Origin of the sequence: Maricaulis sp. (assembly GCF_017643475.1) — a bacterium.
Classification (GTDB): Bacteria; Pseudomonadota; Alphaproteobacteria; order Caulobacterales; family Maricaulaceae; genus Maricaulis.
Window position 1 is genome coordinate 524826 of the sequence record NZ_JAEPNI010000002.1, and the last position, 17144, is coordinate 541969.

Consider the following 17144-nt stretch of genomic DNA (forward strand, 5'->3'; position numbering starts at 1 on the left):
GTCTAGTCCTTGACGCTTTCAACGACACTGTCGGTCTGGGCCTGGCGCCAGGCGTCCAGGCGTGCGGCGAGATCCGCATCCGACAGGGAGAGAATAGAGGCGGCGAGCAGGCCGGCATTCTTGGCGCCGGCGTCACCGATGGCCAGCGTACCGACGGGAATCCCGCCCGGCATCTGTACGATGGACAGCAGGCTGTCCTGGCCGCTCAGGGCACGGGACTTCACCGGCACGCCCAGCACCGGCAGCGAGGTCATCGAAGCGACCATGCCGGGCAGGTGAGCCGCGCCTCCGGCTCCGGCGATAATGACCTTGATGCCTTCATCGCGGGCAGACTTGGAAAACTCCACCAGGCGATCCGGCGTGCGGTGTGCAGAGACAACCTTGGACGCATAGGCCACGCCCAGCGTGTCGAGCACGGCAGCGGCATGTTCCATGGTCGGCCAGTCAGAGCGCGAGCCCATGACAATGGCTACATCGGGTTGCTGGGAGTTGGCGGGCGAAACATCGCTCATCTTGCTTCCTGCCTTGAAAAGGAAGCGCGCGACCATAGCTGCACGGGCGACAAGGTCAAGAGTCGAGATTGAGTCGTCTTTGACTTGGGGATTCCTGCCCTGCTTGAGGTTTTCTTAACCTCGAATGTCGAGCCTGAGGGTGGAAAAGAATCACCAGGAGCGCGAGATGCGCATTGGACCGGTAAATACGCCCCAGTCGGTGACGCGAACAAGCAAGACGAAGAGCGCCTCTTCCACCTCATCCTCGACGGGTGGTGCGGCGGCTCCGCGGGACGCTGCGTCAATCATGGGTGTGCCGGAAGCCGAGCTGACACCGAATGTCCAGCGCGCCCTGCTCTCGCTGATGGGCGAGGTCGACCAGCTGCGCAAGGAGACCGAGCGTCTACGTGGTCGTGTGCGCGAACTGGAGAGCCTGGCCGATCACGACGTCATGCTGCCGGTCCTCAACCGCCGCGCTTTCCTGCGCGAGGTTAGCCGGGCCCTGGCCCTGGCCGAGCGACACAATGCGCCGTCTGCCCTCGTCTTTATTGATCTCAACGGCTTCAAGGCCATCAATGATACCTATGGCCATGCCGCCGGCGATGCCGCACTCCACCATGTCTCCGCCCTGTTGAGCGCCCATGTTCGCGAAACCGACGCTGTCGGTCGTCTGGGCGGTGATGAATTTGGTGTGGTCCTGACCCTCACCGGTCCGGAAGGAGCCGAAGCAAAGGCTTGTGAACTCGTCGATCTGATCGACAATACGCCTTTCGAATACGCCGGACGCCAGCTGAGCGTCGGTGCAGCCTGGGGTACACAACCCCTCGTCGCCGGTCGGGATGCCGACGAAGCGCTGGCCGAGGCAGACGCGGCCATGTACGCCCGAAAACAATCGCAAAAGTCCGACGACGATCAACAGCGGACAGGCTGATCAGGCGATAATGTCCGGAGTAATCTGGTCAACGACCTTGCTGATCTCGTCCTTGAGTCTCAGCTTTTCCTTTTTCATGCGCGCAAACTTCAACTGATCGATGACGCCATTTTCGGCGAGGGCATCGACCTCGGCATTCAGGGCTTCATGCTCTTCCTTCAGCGTTTCCAGCTGGGCCAGCAAATCTGCCTGGTCGAGGGATTCTCCGTCCATTCGAGACCGGTCTCTTCAGTTGAATTGGTTCCATGATGGCGAGCGCAGACTCAAACCCTAATGCACTCGGCGGAAGCTATTAATCTAACCCGTTTCCCGGCGCAAATAAATGCTTTGCAATCAAGTTTCGAGTATTTCTATATCCAGCGCTCCGGATCAGCTGCGGCGGCCCTTTTCCAGGTCCTCACCCCAGCGCCGGGTCTCCTGCCAGTCCAGTCCGAACAGGTCCAGGGCTCTCCCCACGGACTGGTCGATCAGATCCTCCATACTCTTCGGGTTGGTATAGAAGGCTGGCAGGGGAGGACAGATGATGGCGCCCATCTCTGTCAGCTTCTCCATCGTCCGGATATGGCCGAGATGATAGGGCGTTTCGCGCACCATCAGGACCAGAGGGCGGCGTTCCTTGAGCACGACATCTGCCGCCCGCGTCAGCAGGCTGGACGTCACCCCGGTGGCGATTTCCGACATGGTCCGCACCGAACACGGGGCGATCAGCATGCCCATAGTGCGAAAGGAGCCGGACGCGATCGGCGCGCCGACATCGGGCATTTTATAGACATGGTCCGCTTCACCCCGAAATGCTGCGATGCTGGAATCAGTCTCGTAATTCAGCGTCATCTCTGCCGCTTTTGAGGCGACGAGATGGGTCTCGATATTCAGTTCACGGAGAATCTGAAGGGCGCGAATTCCGTAAACAATGCCGGACGCGCCAGAAACTCCTACGATAAGCCTTTGAGTTTTCATTCTTCTTCAACCGCGAAACGTTTCGTGAATAGACAGATTGTCAGAGTGTGTTTTCAATATTCGAGTTCCACTTCAGTAGAGGGAGACACACCCATGCCAATCGACGCCCGCATCCGTGAGCTCGACGCTCGACATTCGCGTCTTGATGCCCAGATCGACGAGGTGAAACGACACCCGTCCGCGGACTCGCTTGAAGTGGCCAATCTAAAGAAGGAAAAACTCCGAATAAAGGAACAGATAGAGTCACTTCGACGAACAGAACACACCAGCATGGCGAATTAGTGAGGATCGGGCGGCTTTCGGGTCGCCCTTTTTCTTGGTTAGATAGTGGCATCAGCCGGAGCCATACATGAAACAAATCGTCGCCCTTGCCACCCTTTTCCTGCTTTTCGCCGCACAGGCCCTTGCCCAGGAGGATGACCAGATCTGTGTCACGGCCCTCCAGCAATCCGACCTCGGTGAATTCAACGAGGCGGCCGAGGGGCTGGAGAATTGCCTGGCCAGTGTCGAACTCACCCCCGAACAGGAAGTGATGATCTATGCCGAGCTGGGCTCGGTCCGCATGGCGATGGAGGACTATGCGGGTGCACTGCAGGCGTTTGCCTTCACCTTCGCCATCGCCGAGACCCAGGGCGCACAGATCTCCCATCCGATGATCTATCGCAATCGCGGCATCTCGCTGGGTCAGACCGGCGAGCTGGAACGAGCCCTGGGCGACCTGCTGCAGGCCTATTCCATGCTGGGCGATGACCCGCTCACCCTCGTTAATCTGGGCTGGACCTATGGTCAGCTTGAACGGCATGAGGACGCGGTTGTCATCTATGACCGGCTGGTACGGACCGAACCGGAATGGTCCGGCGCCTGGCTGAACCGCTCCGCCGCCTTCCTCGATCTGGGCATGGTTTCCGAAGCCGTATCCGATGCCCGCCGGGCAGTCGAGATCGATCCGGAGGACGGCTCCACACTGAACATGTTGTGCTGGACGCTGATCCAGGACGGCCGCGCTGAAACCGCCCTGCCCCTGTGCCGACAGGCTGCGGAGCTGGAACCGGAAAGCGGTCATGTCATCCACTCCCTGGCAACCGCGCTGGAGGCCACAGGCTCGAACCGTCGCGCCCGCCGCCTGTTCGCGCAGGCCTATGAAATGGAACCTGAAGATCCGGAAATCATCGCGGATTACGAACGTACCCATCGCCCCTGAGCAGGGAATCAATTGAGATTGCGCTCACGGGCCCGGTGTGCCAGTTCATCGCGTTCGGCGAATTTGACCCTTCAAGAGGACTTCAGACATGGCAGCCACGGATCGCGTCGCGATTATCACCGGCGGAGCGAATGGTATCGGCAAGGCCTGCGCCCGCCGCCTCAGTGAGGACGGCTGCAATGTCGTCATTGCCGACACGGACAGCGCATCTGGCCAGGCCCTGGCGGAAGAACTGGGCGCCGACAAGGGCAAGGCCCTGTTTGTCCAGTGTGATGTCTCCGACCGCCTGGCGGTGAACAATCTCCTCTCGGAAACGCGCTCCAGCTTCGAACGCCTGGACATCCTGGTGAACAATGCCGGTGTCGTCGCCAGCGGCGATATCCTCAGCCTGTCCGAGGCCGATTTCGACAAGGTAATGGGCGTGAACCTCAAGGGCGCCTTCCTGGTAGCCCGCGAAGCGGCGCGCCAGATGGTCGACCAGATCGAGGCTGACGAGGAACGTGCGGACGATGTGCGCCGTCGGTATGCGATCATCAACATGACGTCGGTCAATGCTGTCATGGCGATCCCGGACCAGCTAGCCTATTGCGCAACCAAGGGCGCGCTGACCCAGATGACAAAGTCGATGGCCCTGGCACTCGCCAAATATGGCATCCGGGTCAATGCAATCGGACCGGGCAGCATCAATACCGATGTGCTCAAGGCGGTGAACGACAATCCGGAAGCAATGGACAAGATCATGTCCCGCACTCCGCTGGGCCGGATCGGGGATCCGGTTGAGATCGCCTCGATCGCCTCTTTCCTGGCGTCAAAGGATGCCAGCTACATGACCGGCACCACGCTCTATGCCGATGGTGGCCGCATGGCGATGAACTATACCGTGCCCAAGGACTAGGCAGACATCTCCACCGACTGAACATCACCGGCACAAAAAAGGCCGCCCATCGGGCGGCCTTCTTGTTTGTATCAAGCACGATCTAGTCGTCGCTCGAACCGGAACCGCCAAACAGCGTTTCCAGATTGATCTCGCCCGTGGCCAGATCGTCGTTTTCCGGCGTTTCCAGATCCTCGGTCGGCTTGAGCGTGTCAGCCAGGAGCTCCGGATTTTCCTCTTCGATCTTCTTGCGGCGACCGGAGGCTTTCTTCACCTGCTCGTCCAGATCGATCTGCGTACACAGGCCGAGGGAAACCGGGTCGGTCGGCTTGATATTGGCGGCATTCCAGTGCGTGCGCTCGCGCACGGCCTGGATGGTCGTCTTGGTCGTGCCGATCAGTTTGGAGATCTGGGCATCGGCCAGCTCCGGATGATTGCGCACGAGCCAGGCAATGGCGTCCGGACGGTTTTGACGGCGCGAGAGCGGCGTGTAGCGCGGCCCGCGACGCTTGGACGGCTGGTGCAAATCAGCATATTTCGGCTTCACTACCGACATGCGGTAATCAGAGTTTTCTTCTGCCTTGGCAATCTCTTCGCGCGTCAGCTGGCCATTGGAGATCGGGTCAGCGCCACGAACACCAGCCGCGACGTCGCCGTCTGCAATACCTTTGACCTCCAGCGGGTGCAGGCCGCAGAAGTCGGCGATCTGATCAAAGGTCAGGGACGTATTGTCGACGAGCCATACCGCGGTGGCTTTCGGCATCAGAATTTCAGTCATGCCAGTTTTGCTCCCTGGAAAATAAAAAAAGCCCGACACGGCGGCCGGGCTTGGGCTTCCGACGCTTCACCAGGAGCAAGCTCCAGTAAAGCGATTTGCACCCCATATAACTCAGCTCGAACAGGCTGCAAAGCACTTCGCTGAATACATTATCACGGAATCAGCAGGATCTTGCCGGAATGCTGGCCGCCATCGAGCCGTTCGTGTGCGGAACGAACATCATCAAGTTCAAACCGGCTATCGATCACGGTTCGAACCTTGCCGGCCTCGATCCACGGCAGGACATGGTCGCGCACGGCGGCGGCAATGCGCGCTTTCTCGGTGTCAGGACGTGCGCGCAGGGTGGAGCCCGTCAGGGTAAGCCGCTTGAGCATGACCAGCATCAAATCCAGCTCGCACCGGCTGCCTTGCAGAAACGCAATCGACACCAATCGCCCACCCGGGTTCATGATGTTGATATTCTTCTGAACATAACTCCCGCCGACCATGTCCAGGATGACATCGACACCACCCGCCTCGCGGCAGATCACCTCATAGTCTTCCTCGCGGTAATTGATCGCGATATCCGCGCCAAGGTCGCGACAGAGGGCGCATTTCTCCGCCGTACCGGCCGTGGCGATGACCCGCGCGCCATGCGCCTTGGCCATCTGGATAGCCGTTGTCCCAATACCGCTTGTGCCGCCATGAACCAGAAAAGTCTCGCCGGGCTGAAGTGCGCCGCTTTCGAACACATTCGTCCACACTGTGAACACCGTCTCCGGCAAACCGGCAGCCTCTTCCAGGGTTAATCCATCCGGCCGGGGCAAAGTCGCGCCGGCCTTGGCGATCACGAAATCGGAATAGCCGCCGCCGGACACCAGGGCACAGACCTCGTCGCCCACGGCGAACCCGCTCACATCGGCCCCCGTCTCGATGACCTCCCCGGCGACTTCCAGCCCCAGCCCGGGTCGCGCGCCCTTTGGGGCAGGATAGAAACCGAGACGTTCGATCTGGTCCGGACGATTGACGCCACACGCCGCCGCACGAATAAGGATTTCATCGGCTTTTGGCGCCGGCAAAGCCTGTTCCTCAATCCGCAAAACCTCAGGCCCGCCAGCAGGTTGGGCCAGGACAATACGGTGTGTGCGGTTCTGTGCCATGGGACTTTTCTCCGGAAAGCGCTATGGTTGATACGAGACTGAAAAGGAGGCATCAGATGTTCCACGATGATGAAGCCAGTACAAGCACCAAGGATGACGACACCATCCGGCCCGGCGAAGACTTGAGCGGTTTCTCACTGGACGGGCTGGCTGAACGGCGTCGATTGCTGGAAGAGGAAATCAAGCGGATCGACGAAATCACTGACAAAAAGAAGGCCGGAATGAACGCCGCAGAGGCGGTTTTCAAGATTTAGTCAACGTTTTGGGGGAATCTGGCCCTGGCCTTGCATCGATTCGTTCAAGGCACGACGGACAGATGGACGCGTAATGACGGATGCACCAACACTTTTCCCCGCTGGAGGGGGCGCAGCGAGCCGGACCCGCGATTTTGCGGCTTCGGAGATGTTCCAGAAACTCTTCACCGAGGGCATGGACCTCGTAGAGGAAACTGCAAGCTATCTCGACGGGCCTGGACGTGATGATTCCAAGACGCTCGACCGCGCAGGTGCATTGTCCTACGCCACCGAAAGCATGAAGCTGACGACCCGGCTGATGCAGGCCGCCTCCTGGCTGCTTGCCCAGCGTGCCGTCGCCGAGGGTGAAATGAACCCGGACGATGTCCTGGACAATAAATACCGCCTCGGTTTTGACCGTCCGACCGATGACCTCTGGCCGGAAGGCGAAACACCGCCGCAGGTCCTGGCGGCCCTCGTCACCCGCTCTCGTGCGCTTTACGCACGCCTGAAGCGCCTGGACGACAATCTCTATTCCGAGGAAGCTCCGGAAGCAGACGCCAACCCGGTCGCAGACCAGATGGCCATGCTGCGCGGCGCCTTCAGCGAGAACTAGAAAAGTTCGACATCGAGGCCGCCGTCATCGGCCTCGCCCTCTTCCCACAGATCCACGTCCTCATCCGCATCCGTCTTGGCGGATGTGTTTGACGTGTCGCGAGCGACATCCTGCAGGAAGGTATCGATCGCCAGCTGCAACGCCTCGACAAAACTGCCCAGCTCGTCTGACAGCTTGTCCGTCTGCACGGCCACGTCACTGGACGAGGCCACGGCGCTGGACAGGTTGGACATGTGCTCGCGTGCGTCCCGGGCCCCCGAGGCCACCGAGCTGGAATTGCTCTCGATGGAATCGCTCGCACGCGCCTGGTCCGCCACGGCTTCCGACACAGCGGCAACAAACTCGCTGGAGGTCGCACTCAGCGTCTCGATCCGCTCCATCGCGCCGGCGACATGACTGACAGCATCTGTGAGGTGAGAGATCTGGTCATGGATCGATGTCGTGGCCTGGGCGGTCTGCTCTGACAGGGCCTTGACCTCACCTGCGACTACGGCAAAACCGCGTCCGCTTTCACCGGCGCGCGCCACCTCGATGGTCGCGTTGAGTGCCAGCAGGTTCGTCCGTCCGGAAATCTCTGCAATCAGATGGGCGCTTTCGCTGATCTGTGTCGCCGCGGAACGCAGAGCCTGGACCTGGGACCCCGCCTGCTGGACCTGTCCGGTCACTGATGCCGATGCCTGTTCGGATTCCCGTGTCTGGCCACGCACCCGCTCGATCGCAGCGGCCAAGTCTCCGACCGCCTGTTGCAGGGTGTGAATGTCCTCAGCTGCTGAGACAAAGCTGTTATTGACCTCGCCTGCGCGCTCACTCGACGTGGCGGTCTGACCGGAGAGGTCCACCGAGGCATCGCGCATGGCGGTGGCGACCGACGTCACTTCGGACAGCTGGCTGGCAATATCATGGCGGAACTGTTCGATCCGGCTTTCCAGCTGACGGTGACGTTCGATCTGGGCATCCAGCTTCACGCGTTCCTTTTCTATGAAGCTCTCTTTCTGTTTCTCTCCGAAATGGAAGTCGATGGCCGCCCGGGCCATCTCGCCGAGCTCCTCGCTCACTTCCATATCCTTCAGGCGTTTAATGCCCTCGGCATTGTTGATGTCCTTGATCGCGACCGAGATCTCCTTGAGCGGGTTGGAAATGGAGCGCGACACGTAAATTCCGGACAAGACGACACCCAGCAGGGTCATGCACGACATCAGGATGACAAAACGGGTCTGTTCTTCTCGTGCAAGGTCATACGCGAGACGACCGGCCTCGACACTCTCAGCCTGAGCGGCACTCCTTTCCGCCATGACCTGCTGGATATCCGCGAGTTCATTTCTGAAGCCGATGAGGGTTTCCTGCCGGATCGCGTTCTGGGAAGACCAGGCTCGGAACGCGTTACGATATCCCGCAAGCAATTGCGCCCATTCCATTCGCTCGACGGGCGCCAGATCCAAATCATCCATCATCGCACCGAGATTTGATGCATGCTGGTTCACCTGAACGAAGTACCGGGAATCCCCCGCAGCATGAAATCCTTCTCGCGACGTCGCATCTGCAAGAGCTCAACCAGGAGCGCCGAGGCCAACTCGGGGCTCTGCGAACTGAACCCCGCCTCCAGTTCGTGCGCTGCGGCGCGCATCTCGCCGCGCAACCCGGCATTTTCGTTTACCCCGGCCAGTTCCTGAGCCAGCGCGAGACGTTCCAGAAGGAAATGAAGCAGTCGCATGTCCTGCAGGATGGTATCCCTGAGATCATCATGCCGTGAGACGCCGCCCAGGATTGAGGCTTCCACAACGTCGAGCTGCTGGAAGACACTCGCATCATCGTCGCGCACGAAGCGCTCAGCCAATCGACCAATTTCCAGGAACTCTGCCCTGAGGGTTTCGGTGACATGGAGCACATCGTCCTGTCTTTCGAATTCCACCCGCCATCGCTCGGCAGTCGAGAGCGATTGCAGGAAAAGACCGAGCCCGGCCAGCGTGCCGACAGCGGCAACAGTAACAAGAATGGCCAGCCTGATATGGACTGACAGCTTCATCCATCGCAGTGCGGGAATTTCAGCATCGCGAGGACCGCCCAAGAGTAGTTGCCTTGAAAAACTACGCCTCGACACCTTGCGATTGTTTAACCGCAATTCGTGTACGACTAATATTATATGACAAAGAAAAAGCGCCCCGGAAACCGGAGCGCTTTTCTCTCTGCCAGCAGCAGGAATATCGCTTAGACGAAGCCCTTGAACTTGTCCTTGAAGCGAGACACGCGGCCGCCGCGGTCCATCAGCTGCTGGTTGCCACCGGTCCAGGCCGGGTGGGAGGTCGGGTCGATGTCGAGGTTCAGCGTGTCGCCTTCCTTGCCCCAGGTGGACTTGGTCTGGAAGGTGGTGCCGTCCGTCATCACGACATTGATGATGTGGTACTCGGGATGGATATCGCTTTTCATCGATCCGGCTTTCTTTCTTCGCCGCGCCACACGATTACGTTGCCGTGCACGCAGCTCAATAAACTCAGGAGCGGGGCTATTACCCGAAGAGTCGGTTCAGGGCAAGCAGGCAAGGCGGTTCGGCGGAAAAGTCCGGTCTTTCATTGCTCGCAACCGACTGGGTGTGTATGTTTATACACATCGATGGAGCCCGCCATGACCGGACCTGCCTATCCGCCCGCAGAGCGTCGCAAGCGCGTCAACCTGACCGTCCGCGAGGACGTCATGAAAGAGGCGCGCGCACTCGGCCTCAACACCTCACGCGCCGCCGAAGCCGGCATCGAGGCGGCCATCCGCGAGGAAAAGGGCCGACGCTGGAAGGAAGAAAACCGCGACGCCATCCGGGCCCACAACGAGCGGGTGGAGCGCGAAGGCGTCTATCTGCCGCCGCCGTGGCTCGACGAGATCTGATGGCACGTTTCGATCTCTATGAAACCCGGTCCAGCCGTACGCCCTACCTGCTTGATGTGCAATCTGGCCTTCTGGACAGTCTTACGACCCGCGTCGTCCTGCCCGTGTTGCCAAGGAACACGATCCAGGGCGCTGTCATCCCGCGACTGAACCCGACCATCATGATTGCGCAACAGCCCTGCATAGTAATGACCCAGAACATGGCTACCGTCCCGGCCGAAAAACTGCGCAAACGCCTCACCAACGTCGAAGCTGAACACCGCGACCAGATCACCGCCGCGATCGACTTCCTGTTCCAGGGTTTTTGACCTCAGGATCGGTTCTGTTTGCCTCCTAGGCCTGCGGTCTATATCCCTATCAACACAATAATTTGGACAGCGAGGGGAGACGCATGGCCAAGGTCGATAATGCGAATGAACAGGCCGCACAGTCTGACGCACCGGCGGGGATCGAACCGCTGGCGGAAGGTCCGCGCAAATATGCGCTGGGCCTTCTCATGGTCATCTACGTATTCAATTTCCTTGATCGGCAAGTCGTGAACATTCTGGCGGAACCGATCAAACAAGACCTCGGCATCGCCGACTGGCAGATTGGCGCCCTTACCGGCACCGCGTTTGCTCTGTTCTACACATTCCTGGGACTACCAATTGCTCGGCTGGCGGAGCGAGCTAATCGCGTAAAAATCATCTCGGTCGCAGTCGGCGTCTGGAGCATGTGCACAATGGCTTGTGGCTTGGCAGGCGGCTACATTCAGTTGTTGCTGGCCCGCATCGGTGTCGGCGTAGGTGAAGCCGGTTGTACGCCGCCGGCCCATTCGCTGATCTCCGATTACACACCGGCCGAAAAACGCACCTCGGCCATCGCCTTCTACTCCATGGGTATCCCGCTGGGATCCCTGGCCGGCATGGCATTGGGTGGAATCATCGCCGACAGTTATGGCTGGCGTATCGCCTTCTTTGTTGCCGGGGCACCCGGCATCCTGCTCGCCCTCGCTGCCTGGTTCACCCTGCCAGAGCCCCGTCGCGACGTTGCTGTCGCCAAATCCCATGATGGGCCGTCGTTTATGGACGCGGTCCGCGAACTGTCGAAAAAACCGGCCTTCATCTGGATGTCCCTCGCTGCCGCGATCAATGCTTGGGTTTCTTACGGCCACATCTCATTTTACGGGTCATTCTATGGGCGGAACCATGCTGAAGGTTTGTCTGAGCTGGCAGCAGGCTTCAACAACCTTTTCGGTACGCAGTTGGGCGCCTTGGGTTTCCTGGGGCTGGCACTCGGCCTACTCATCGGCATCTTCGGCGCTATCGGGACTTTTTCCGGAGGACAAATCGCAGATCGCTGGGTCGCCAAGGACAAACGCGCCTATGCATTTCTGCCAGCGATTGTAGGTCTGGTGGGTATCCTGCCCTTCCTGGTCGCGATGATCACCAACTCAACAGCGCTCTCGTTTGCGGCTCTTGCAATCGCAACCTTGCTTGGCTCCGTGTGGTATGGGCCGATATTCGCTTGCGCACAGAGCCTTGTCTCCTCTCGCACTCGAGCCACGGCATCTGCGGTCATCCTGTTTGTGATCAATCTGATCGGCCTTGGTATCGGACCATTGATTGCAGGCGCGATCAGTGATGGTTTTGCGACCCAATATGGTGAAGCCTTGGGGGTGCGCTATTCCCTCATTACCGTCGGCGCCATCGGCCTCCTGGCCCTGCCCTGCTTCTGGCTCGCCTCGCGGACGCTTGCTGACGATATCGAGGGGTAGTTCTCTCAACATTTCCCGTCATCACCCGGACAAGCCGGGTGATGACGGAGACTTATCGGGCGGCGGGGTAGCTCATCCTCGCCCTTGATGGGCGAGGGGGACCATTGCAAAGCAATGGTGGGGTGGGTGCGCGCCGCGAGGCGCGACTTAAAGTCGGCCCTGTCGGGCCGCACCCTATCCGCCCGCTTCGCGGCCACCTTTCCCATCAAGGGAAAGGATAAAGACAACTGCGCCTTCTACCGTCGTCATCCTGACGAAGGTCAGGACCCAGTTCATAAGGTTGGGTTCCGCTCCAGAAAGCGCCATTCCGTGAAACACCGCACTCTTGGAACTGGGCCCCGATCTTCATCGGGGTGACGGTGTTTGTGGATGTAACGAAAACGAATCTGACCGGTCGTCACACCCGCTCAAGGCGAATTCTCTCCGATATGGGCATAGCGGACCCTAGCATAGGAGCAGTCGTGGTCTGCCGGTCAGGCTATCATAACTTCAGCGCAGTAGTCGCAGGCATGGATAGTGTGCCTGTCCTCCATCATTCTGCTCGCTAGTAAAAGTCTTGGACCTCGTTGGTCGAAACATCGATCACGACGTTGTACTCAGCCTCCGCTACCCTGGAGAGTACATCTCCCGAGGAAAACGGAATTGCGGAGACGTAAGCCTTTCCATCCAGGTAAGCGATCGAAAACGCGTATCGCTCCGCTCGGAACATTTCGTCACCCTGCTCTTCGATAAATTCCGCTGCAGCCGCCATCAACCCGAGTGCTCTTCCCGAAACTGCGCAACAAAAATCAAAACTTGCGTTTTCGTGCTCACGCACAACGCGAGCAAAATGTTCAATCTGCGCCAGATCGCGGTTTTCCTCCTCATAGTTGTACCCATTAGGTTGACTGCTGACGGCCCCAGCGCACCCCAACAAGAGTGTTGATGAAATTCCCATAATTATGATTGGTTTCATTAAATCAGCTCTCATCTTGAACAGGGGTATCGTCTTCTTCAAAACGGGGACACGTCCCCTTTATTGGCGCGCGCCGGCAGAACGAGTGAGAAATCAGTACAGAAAGATTAGTACGTGTCCTCGTTTTTTTGCGCATCCTGTCATCAGGCGAGCTGAGGTCACCCGGACAAGCCGGGTGATGACGGAGTTTGGTGGTGAATCTGACTTTGCCCTTACCCTTGATGGGCGAACGGGACCGTTGCAGAGCAATGGTGAAGTGGGTGCGCGCCAAAGGCGGCCGCTACACCGACCCGCGTCGCAACCTTTTCTTCTTACAAGGTTTCGCGCTCATCAAATCGCAGCTCAGCTCATATATGCAACCGTTAAAGTCGTGCAGCAGCCGCGGCGTTCCATCCACAAACTGGGTGATATGTGAACTCGTTTTCCCAGGCGGCTTTATCGCAACCCAAGCGACCACCTCACCCTTTTCGAGAACGGCCACATTTTGCATCAGCCCACTCACCTGTCCGATTTCAAACGGCCCGAAACAAAGCGGATCGAGAATCGCAAGCTGTCGCCCGTCCTCGATCTCCAACGTCGACATAACCTGATCGGGTGAGACGTGCATAAGGCCCTACCGAGACGTCAGCTTCAGCTCGATCCGGCGGTTCTGGGCGTTGGCGGCGGCAGAGCGGCCTTCCACCAGCGGGTGGTGTTCGCCGAAACCTGCCGCGACCAGGCGCTCTGAGGGTACACCCAGATCTTCCATCCAGTTGACCACCGAGATGGCGCGGGCGGCGGAGAGGTGCCAGTTGGATTGATAGGTCGTGCGGATCGGGACCGGGTCGGTGTGGCCGTCAATGCGGATCACCCATTCCAGATCATCCGGGATCTCGTCGGTCAGCTGCAGGATGGCATCGGCGATCGGACGCAGGCTTTCCCGGCCTTCAGTCGACAGTGCGGCGGAGCCTGAAGCGAACAGGACATCGGTCTCGAAGACAAAGCGGTCGCCGACAATGCGCACACCGGTGCGATTGCCCAGAATGGCGCGCAGGCGGCCAAAGAAGTCGGAGCGATAAACCGCCAGTTCGGCCGCGCGTTCCGCCAGGGCCGCGTTGAGACGTTCACCCAGATTGATCACCTGGGCCTCGGCATCCTCGGCGCGCTGCTCGGCAGCATCCAGCGCCGCGTTCAGGGTCGCGATCTGGTCACGCAGGACAGAGATCTGCTGGTTCAAAAGCGCCAGCGCCCGCATGCTTTCTTCCGACAGCTCACGTTCCGCATCCAGCTCGTCCTGCAGGATCTGGCTCTGAGTCTGGGCGAGGCCCAGCGCACCGGTCAGGGCATCGCGCTCGTCCTCAAGGCCGGCAATCTCGGTTTCCAGTCCGGTGATGCGCAGGTTGAGATCGGCATTCTCGTCACGCGCCAGGGCCAGTTCGTCGGCCAGCACGGCCAGCTGCGCATTGAGCGCAGCGAGCTGTTCGTCACGCCCGGTCAGGGCCTGGCTCAGCGAGACCTGGCTGACGACAAACACGGCCAGGAGGAAGACGATGACCAGCAACAGGGTTGCCAGGGCATCGACAAATCCCGGCCAGTGATCGCCGTTATCGGCCTCCTGGAAGCGTCCGAAACGCGGAGCGGACATGGCTTATTCGCCCCCCCGGTCACGCGCATCGAGCGCGCGGATGAGAACCCGGATCTCGTCGCGGATCGCGCGGGCGGTTTCTTCCTGGCCGACACGGGCGTCCTCGGCGAAACGCTGCAGCGTTGTGTCCATCTGGCGGGTATGGCGTTCCATGGTGTGGGCCAGACGGTCGAGCGTCTCTGCGGTCTGTTCCAGCAGTGCACCGACATAGGCCGAGGACATCTCGCCCTCGCCCGCCGAGGCCGGACCCGCGGCCGCGACACGCGACATGGAGGACAGCCATTCCTCGATCTCGTTGTAGAAACGGTTCTGGGCGCGGCTGGCCTGGAGGTCCAGGAAGCCGATGATCAGCGATCCCGCCAGACCAAAGAGCGAGGAGGCAAACGCCGTGCCCATGCCCTGGATCGGCCCCTGGATGGCACCGATCAGCGCGGCCGCGTCGACATCACCGGTGGTGTTGGCCGAGACGGTGGCAACGGCATCGCCAACATCCTGCACCACTTCCAGCAAACCCCAGAAGGTGCCGAGCAGGCCCAGGAAGATCAGCAGACGTCCAAAATAGCGGGTGAAGGCACCGGCTTCCGACATGCGCGCGCCAACCGAGTCCAGCACTGTGCGGACCGAACCGGCGGAAATCCGGACCCGTCCATCGGCCGAACCAATCATCGAGGCCATCGGCGCGATCATGGCGGGCGGCGACGGCAGGCTGCCGGGATGTTCGGAGGAGCGGAAACGCACCAGCCAGCGCGCGGCAGGGCCAATGCCAAGCGCCTGCGCGAATGTATAAAGTACGCCGATCACCAGCACGGCTAGGATCAGGCCATTGATAGCCATGTTGGCGCGAAAGGCTTCGGTCAGCGGCTCCAGCAGGGAGACGGCGATCGCCAGAACGGCGGCCGTGAACAGGGCCATCCAGATGATATAGCGCCACGGGCCCGTGAATTTGACCTGCGGTGTTTCCGCGTCCACCTGATCGTCGTGCAGTACCGGCATTGAGTCCCCTCGTCGCTCGCGAGCCTCTTTGATTGCCACGCATTGGGACAATTTGGAGGCGAGGTCAAAACTTGCCTGCGAATTTTGGCTATCAAATCCTGATTGTTGCTAATTTGGAATGAATGAGTTTCATGCAGAGCGGATTATCTCCACCGGAAAATGAGCCATCTATGGCCTCACAACACCACGCCTGATGCGCACCGACCGGAGTAGAACCATGTCCGTTACCGCCAAAACCATCCTGCGCATTGATGCCAGCATGCGCCGCGAAGGCTCTGTCAGCCGCGAACTCGCCGACAAGGTTATCGAAAGGATTTCCGAGGGCGAGACGCACGTCATCACACGCGACCTGCTCGCCAATCCGCCGGCCTTCATCGACGAGAGCTGGATTGGCGCCAACTTCACCGACCCCGCCGAACGCACGGACGCTCAAGCGCAAGCCCTGGCGGCCTCCGATGCCCTGATCGCTGAGGTCCGCGCCGCCGATACGCTGGTGATCGGTGTGCCGCTCTACAATTTTTCGATCCCCGGTGCACTGAAGACCTGGATCGACATGATCGCCCGCGCCCGCGAGACCTTCCGCTATACCGAAAATGGTCCGGTTGGCCTGCTGGAAGGCAAGAAAGCCTATCTGGTGGTTACCTCCGGCGGTGTTCCGGTAGACAGCGAGATGGATTTCGCAACCGGATACATGCGCCACGTGATGGGCTTTATCGGCATCACCGACGTGACGGTGATCGAGGCCGGACAGCTGAATTTCGCTGCCGAGGAAAAACTCGCGGCCGCCAATGAAAGCATCGCTGCGCTCAACGCGGCCTGACACCTCTGCCCCCTCCCCGCAGACCCGACCACCCTGCCATCCCCGGCAGGGTGGTTTTCTGTCTGGTGCTCTACTTCTGATCGCGTTACCCCTATCCACCGGCGGGGGCCGATTGGGAGGAAGTATGGGCGAGGTGTTGTCACCGCCCCTGGTCGAGCCTGTTCCGCGCCGCATCATCGCGGCTGCGACGGCGCTGCTGGCCAATCTCCTGCTGTTTGCCCTGATCTTTGCCCTGCCGCGCCAGGACTTCCCGGCCCCGGACCGTCCGCCCTTCGAAGTAACACTTCTGACCCTGCCCGAAGCACCGCCGGAGGTGCCTGCAGAGGAAATCACCACGGATGTCGCCGAACCGGACATCCCGATCGAACAACAGGCTGAACCGGAGCCCCGCGACGCCAGCGAGCCTGATGCTCCGGTCGTAATCGCCGCGCCGGCCGAACCAGCCCTTGCCGAAGATGATGAGGACGAACCCGCCGCCGCGGCCAGCGCCGGTACAGGACTGCAAAGTTTCAACGGCGCGCCGCTCGCCCTGCCCGCCGGTCCCGGCTCAACCCAGATGTTTGTCCGCAACGTGTTCTGTTCATCCACTTCGCAGGCCAATCGCGAAGCCGGGGCCTGTCCTGACCGCCCCGATGAAAACACGTTTCAGTTCGCCCGGTTCGGCTCCGAGGAAGAACTCGCCCGGATCCGCGCCGCCATGGGGCTCGACCTGTCCCCCGCCGAAATTCACGCACTCTTCAATTCCCGGCTCACGCGCGACCTCACGGGCCAGCCAGCGATGAGCAATCAACATTCCCAGCACACCAGCTCGGCGGATTCCATGCGCGACAGCCTGCCGGCACAGGTGCCGGACCCCGCCTTTGGGGATTGACCACACGAGTGGTTCACGGTCCAAAGGACCC

23 protein-coding genes are annotated in these 17144 nt (G+C 60.1%); 11 read left to right on the forward strand and 12 right to left on the reverse strand.

Features of this window, described 5'->3' with window-relative positions:
* Positions 1-2 precede the first annotated feature (2 nt).
* A complete protein-coding gene (purE, locus tag JJ889_RS09880) occupies positions 3-512 on the reverse strand; it encodes a 5-(carboxyamino)imidazole ribonucleotide mutase (RefSeq protein ID WP_291894497.1) in 510 nt (169 codons plus the stop codon).
* Between the two features lie 166 nt (positions 513-678).
* Here purE and JJ889_RS09885 point away from each other — a divergent pair, with 166 nt between their 5' ends.
* Positions 679-1422 (forward strand): GGDEF domain-containing protein, encoded by a 744-nt coding sequence (locus JJ889_RS09885; protein WP_291894500.1) that lies wholly within the window; start codon positions 679-681, stop codon positions 1420-1422.
* Here JJ889_RS09885 and JJ889_RS09890 read toward each other — a convergent pair whose 3' ends face one another.
* Together JJ889_RS09890 and JJ889_RS09895 are read right to left on the reverse strand one after the other, a co-directional pair.
* Positions 1423-1635: a DUF465 domain-containing protein gene (locus JJ889_RS09890; RefSeq protein WP_291894503.1), complete on the reverse strand. Its 213-nt coding sequence runs from the start codon at positions 1633-1635 to the stop codon at positions 1423-1425. It lies immediately after the preceding gene.
* A gap of 156 nt (positions 1636-1791) precedes the next feature.
* Positions 1792-2379 (reverse strand): UbiX family flavin prenyltransferase, encoded by a 588-nt coding sequence (locus tag JJ889_RS09895; RefSeq protein ID WP_291894506.1) that lies wholly within the window; start codon positions 2377-2379, stop codon positions 1792-1794.
* A gap of 93 nt (positions 2380-2472) precedes the next feature.
* Between JJ889_RS09895 and JJ889_RS09900 the strand changes: the two genes are divergently transcribed.
* From JJ889_RS09900 to JJ889_RS09910, 3 genes are all read left to right on the forward strand, one after another.
* Positions 2473-2661 carry a DUF465 domain-containing protein gene (locus JJ889_RS09900; RefSeq protein WP_291894509.1) on the forward strand — a complete coding sequence of 63 codons (189 nt, stop codon included), beginning with the start codon at positions 2473-2475 and terminating at the stop codon, positions 2659-2661.
* A gap of 67 nt (positions 2662-2728) precedes the next feature.
* Positions 2729-3580 carry a tetratricopeptide repeat protein gene (locus JJ889_RS09905; protein WP_291894512.1) on the forward strand — a complete coding sequence of 284 codons (852 nt, stop codon included), beginning with the start codon at positions 2729-2731 and terminating at the stop codon, positions 3578-3580.
* A gap of 88 nt (positions 3581-3668) precedes the next feature.
* Entirely contained in the window at positions 3669-4475 is an 807-nt protein-coding gene (locus JJ889_RS09910) for a glucose 1-dehydrogenase (RefSeq protein WP_291894515.1), read from the forward strand.
* A gap of 82 nt (positions 4476-4557) precedes the next feature.
* Here JJ889_RS09910 and JJ889_RS09915 read toward each other — a convergent pair whose 3' ends face one another.
* The gene (locus JJ889_RS09915) at positions 4558-5232 is read right to left on the reverse strand and encodes a cell cycle transcriptional regulator TrcR (protein ID WP_291894518.1); all 675 of its coding nucleotides are present in this window, start codon (positions 5230-5232) and stop codon (positions 4558-4560) included.
* Positions 5233-5384: 152 nt separating this feature from the next.
* Complete coding sequence (locus JJ889_RS09920; RefSeq protein WP_291894521.1) at positions 5385-6371, reverse strand: NAD(P)H-quinone oxidoreductase; 987 nt, start codon at positions 6369-6371, stop codon at positions 5385-5387.
* A gap of 56 nt (positions 6372-6427) precedes the next feature.
* Between JJ889_RS09920 and JJ889_RS09925 the strand changes: the two genes are divergently transcribed.
* Positions 6428-6625: a DUF1192 domain-containing protein gene (locus JJ889_RS09925; protein ID WP_291894523.1), complete on the forward strand. Its 198-nt coding sequence runs from the start codon at positions 6428-6430 to the stop codon at positions 6623-6625.
* Between the two features lie 73 nt (positions 6626-6698).
* Positions 6699-7220: a DUF1465 family protein gene (locus JJ889_RS09930; RefSeq protein ID WP_291894526.1), complete on the forward strand. Its 522-nt coding sequence runs from the start codon at positions 6699-6701 to the stop codon at positions 7218-7220.
* On the opposite strand, the gene JJ889_RS09935 is transcribed toward JJ889_RS09930, so the two are convergent.
* The 3 genes from JJ889_RS09935 to rpmE all read right to left on the reverse strand — a co-directional run bounded on the left by JJ889_RS09935 (position 7217) and on the right by rpmE (position 9644).
* Positions 7217-8668: a methyl-accepting chemotaxis protein gene (locus tag JJ889_RS09935; RefSeq protein WP_291894529.1), complete on the reverse strand. Its 1452-nt coding sequence runs from the start codon at positions 8666-8668 to the stop codon at positions 7217-7219. The genes JJ889_RS09930 and JJ889_RS09935 overlap by 4 nt on opposite strands.
* 29 nt (positions 8669-8697) lie before the next feature.
* Complete coding sequence (locus tag JJ889_RS09940) at positions 8698-9243, reverse strand: hypothetical protein (protein WP_291894532.1); 546 nt, start codon at positions 9241-9243, stop codon at positions 8698-8700.
* A 182-nt stretch (positions 9244-9425) separates the two neighbouring features.
* Positions 9426-9644: a 50S ribosomal protein L31 gene (gene rpmE, locus JJ889_RS09945; protein ID WP_291894535.1), complete on the reverse strand. Its 219-nt coding sequence runs from the start codon at positions 9642-9644 to the stop codon at positions 9426-9428.
* Between the two features lie 195 nt (positions 9645-9839).
* Here rpmE and JJ889_RS09950 point away from each other — a divergent pair, with 195 nt between their 5' ends.
* From JJ889_RS09950 to JJ889_RS09960, 3 genes are all read left to right on the forward strand, one after another.
* Complete coding sequence (locus JJ889_RS09950; RefSeq protein WP_291894538.1) at positions 9840-10094, forward strand: type II toxin-antitoxin system CcdA family antitoxin; 255 nt, start codon at positions 9840-9842, stop codon at positions 10092-10094.
* Positions 10094-10402, forward strand: coding sequence for a CcdB family protein (locus JJ889_RS09955; RefSeq protein WP_291894541.1), 309 nt, complete (start codon positions 10094-10096; stop codon positions 10400-10402). Before JJ889_RS09950 ends, JJ889_RS09955 begins: the two co-directional genes overlap by 1 nt.
* Before the next feature lie 83 nt (positions 10403-10485).
* Positions 10486-11850: an MFS transporter gene (locus JJ889_RS09960; protein WP_291894544.1), complete on the forward strand. Its 1365-nt coding sequence runs from the start codon at positions 10486-10488 to the stop codon at positions 11848-11850.
* Between the two features lie 544 nt (positions 11851-12394).
* Here JJ889_RS09960 and JJ889_RS09965 read toward each other — a convergent pair.
* The 4 genes from JJ889_RS09965 to JJ889_RS09980 form a co-directional block, all read right to left on the reverse strand.
* Positions 12395-12847, reverse strand: coding sequence for a hypothetical protein (locus JJ889_RS09965; RefSeq protein WP_291894548.1), 453 nt, complete (start codon positions 12845-12847; stop codon positions 12395-12397).
* A gap of 238 nt (positions 12848-13085) precedes the next feature.
* Positions 13086-13388 (reverse strand): hypothetical protein, encoded by a 303-nt coding sequence (locus JJ889_RS09970; RefSeq protein WP_291894551.1) that lies wholly within the window; start codon positions 13386-13388, stop codon positions 13086-13088.
* A 30-nt stretch (positions 13389-13418) separates the two neighbouring features.
* A complete protein-coding gene (locus JJ889_RS09975) occupies positions 13419-14429 on the reverse strand; it encodes a peptidoglycan -binding protein (protein ID WP_291894555.1) in 1011 nt (336 codons plus the stop codon).
* Between the two features lie 3 nt (positions 14430-14432).
* The gene (locus tag JJ889_RS09980; RefSeq protein WP_291894558.1) at positions 14433-15422 is read right to left on the reverse strand and encodes a hypothetical protein; all 990 of its coding nucleotides are present in this window, start codon (positions 15420-15422) and stop codon (positions 14433-14435) included.
* 217 nt (positions 15423-15639) lie between these two features.
* Here JJ889_RS09980 and JJ889_RS09985 point away from each other — a divergent pair, with 217 nt between their 5' ends.
* Together JJ889_RS09985 and JJ889_RS09990 are read left to right on the forward strand one after the other, a co-directional pair.
* Complete coding sequence (locus JJ889_RS09985) at positions 15640-16242, forward strand: NAD(P)H-dependent oxidoreductase (protein ID WP_291894561.1); 603 nt, start codon at positions 15640-15642, stop codon at positions 16240-16242.
* A gap of 124 nt (positions 16243-16366) precedes the next feature.
* Entirely contained in the window at positions 16367-17113 is a 747-nt protein-coding gene (locus JJ889_RS09990) for a hypothetical protein (protein ID WP_291894564.1), read from the forward strand.
* The last annotated feature ends 31 nt before the right edge of the window (positions 17114-17144 follow it).

Coding starts and splice junctions, on each gene's coding strand:
- purE (WP_291894497.1), bottom strand. CDS start 512: ATGAGCGATGTTTCGCCCGCCAACTCCCAGCAACCCGATGTAGCCATT.
- JJ889_RS09885 (WP_291894500.1), top strand. CDS start 679: ATGCGCATTGGACCGGTAAATACGCCCCAGTCGGTGACGCGAACAAGC.
- JJ889_RS09890 (WP_291894503.1), bottom strand. CDS start 1,635: ATGGACGGAGAATCCCTCGACCAGGCAGATTTGCTGGCCCAGCTGGAA.
- JJ889_RS09895 (WP_291894506.1), bottom strand. CDS start 2,379: ATGAAAACTCAAAGGCTTATCGTAGGAGTTTCTGGCGCGTCCGGCATT.
- JJ889_RS09900 (WP_291894509.1), top strand. CDS start 2,473: ATGCCAATCGACGCCCGCATCCGTGAGCTCGACGCTCGACATTCGCGT.
- JJ889_RS09905 (WP_291894512.1), top strand. CDS start 2,729: ATGAAACAAATCGTCGCCCTTGCCACCCTTTTCCTGCTTTTCGCCGCA.
- JJ889_RS09910 (WP_291894515.1), top strand. CDS start 3,669: ATGGCAGCCACGGATCGCGTCGCGATTATCACCGGCGGAGCGAATGGT.
- JJ889_RS09915 (WP_291894518.1), bottom strand. CDS start 5,232: ATGACTGAAATTCTGATGCCGAAAGCCACCGCGGTATGGCTCGTCGAC.
- JJ889_RS09920 (WP_291894521.1), bottom strand. CDS start 6,371: ATGGCACAGAACCGCACACACCGTATTGTCCTGGCCCAACCTGCTGGC.
- JJ889_RS09925 (WP_291894523.1), top strand. CDS start 6,428: ATGTTCCACGATGATGAAGCCAGTACAAGCACCAAGGATGACGACACC.
- JJ889_RS09930 (WP_291894526.1), top strand. CDS start 6,699: ATGACGGATGCACCAACACTTTTCCCCGCTGGAGGGGGCGCAGCGAGC.
- JJ889_RS09935 (WP_291894529.1), bottom strand. CDS start 8,668: ATGGATGATTTGGATCTGGCGCCCGTCGAGCGAATGGAATGGGCGCAA.
- JJ889_RS09940 (WP_291894532.1), bottom strand. CDS start 9,243: ATGAAGCTGTCAGTCCATATCAGGCTGGCCATTCTTGTTACTGTTGCC.
- rpmE (WP_291894535.1), bottom strand. CDS start 9,644: ATGAAAAGCGATATCCATCCCGAGTACCACATCATCAATGTCGTGATG.
- JJ889_RS09950 (WP_291894538.1), top strand. CDS start 9,840: ATGACCGGACCTGCCTATCCGCCCGCAGAGCGTCGCAAGCGCGTCAAC.
- JJ889_RS09955 (WP_291894541.1), top strand. CDS start 10,094: ATGGCACGTTTCGATCTCTATGAAACCCGGTCCAGCCGTACGCCCTAC.
- JJ889_RS09960 (WP_291894544.1), top strand. CDS start 10,486: ATGGCCAAGGTCGATAATGCGAATGAACAGGCCGCACAGTCTGACGCA.
- JJ889_RS09970 (WP_291894551.1), bottom strand. CDS start 13,388: ATGTCGACGTTGGAGATCGAGGACGGGCGACAGCTTGCGATTCTCGAT.
- JJ889_RS09975 (WP_291894555.1), bottom strand. CDS start 14,429: ATGTCCGCTCCGCGTTTCGGACGCTTCCAGGAGGCCGATAACGGCGAT.
- JJ889_RS09980 (WP_291894558.1), bottom strand. CDS start 15,422: ATGCCGGTACTGCACGACGATCAGGTGGACGCGGAAACACCGCAGGTC.
- JJ889_RS09985 (WP_291894561.1), top strand. CDS start 15,640: ATGTCCGTTACCGCCAAAACCATCCTGCGCATTGATGCCAGCATGCGC.
- JJ889_RS09990 (WP_291894564.1), top strand. CDS start 16,367: ATGGGCGAGGTGTTGTCACCGCCCCTGGTCGAGCCTGTTCCGCGCCGC.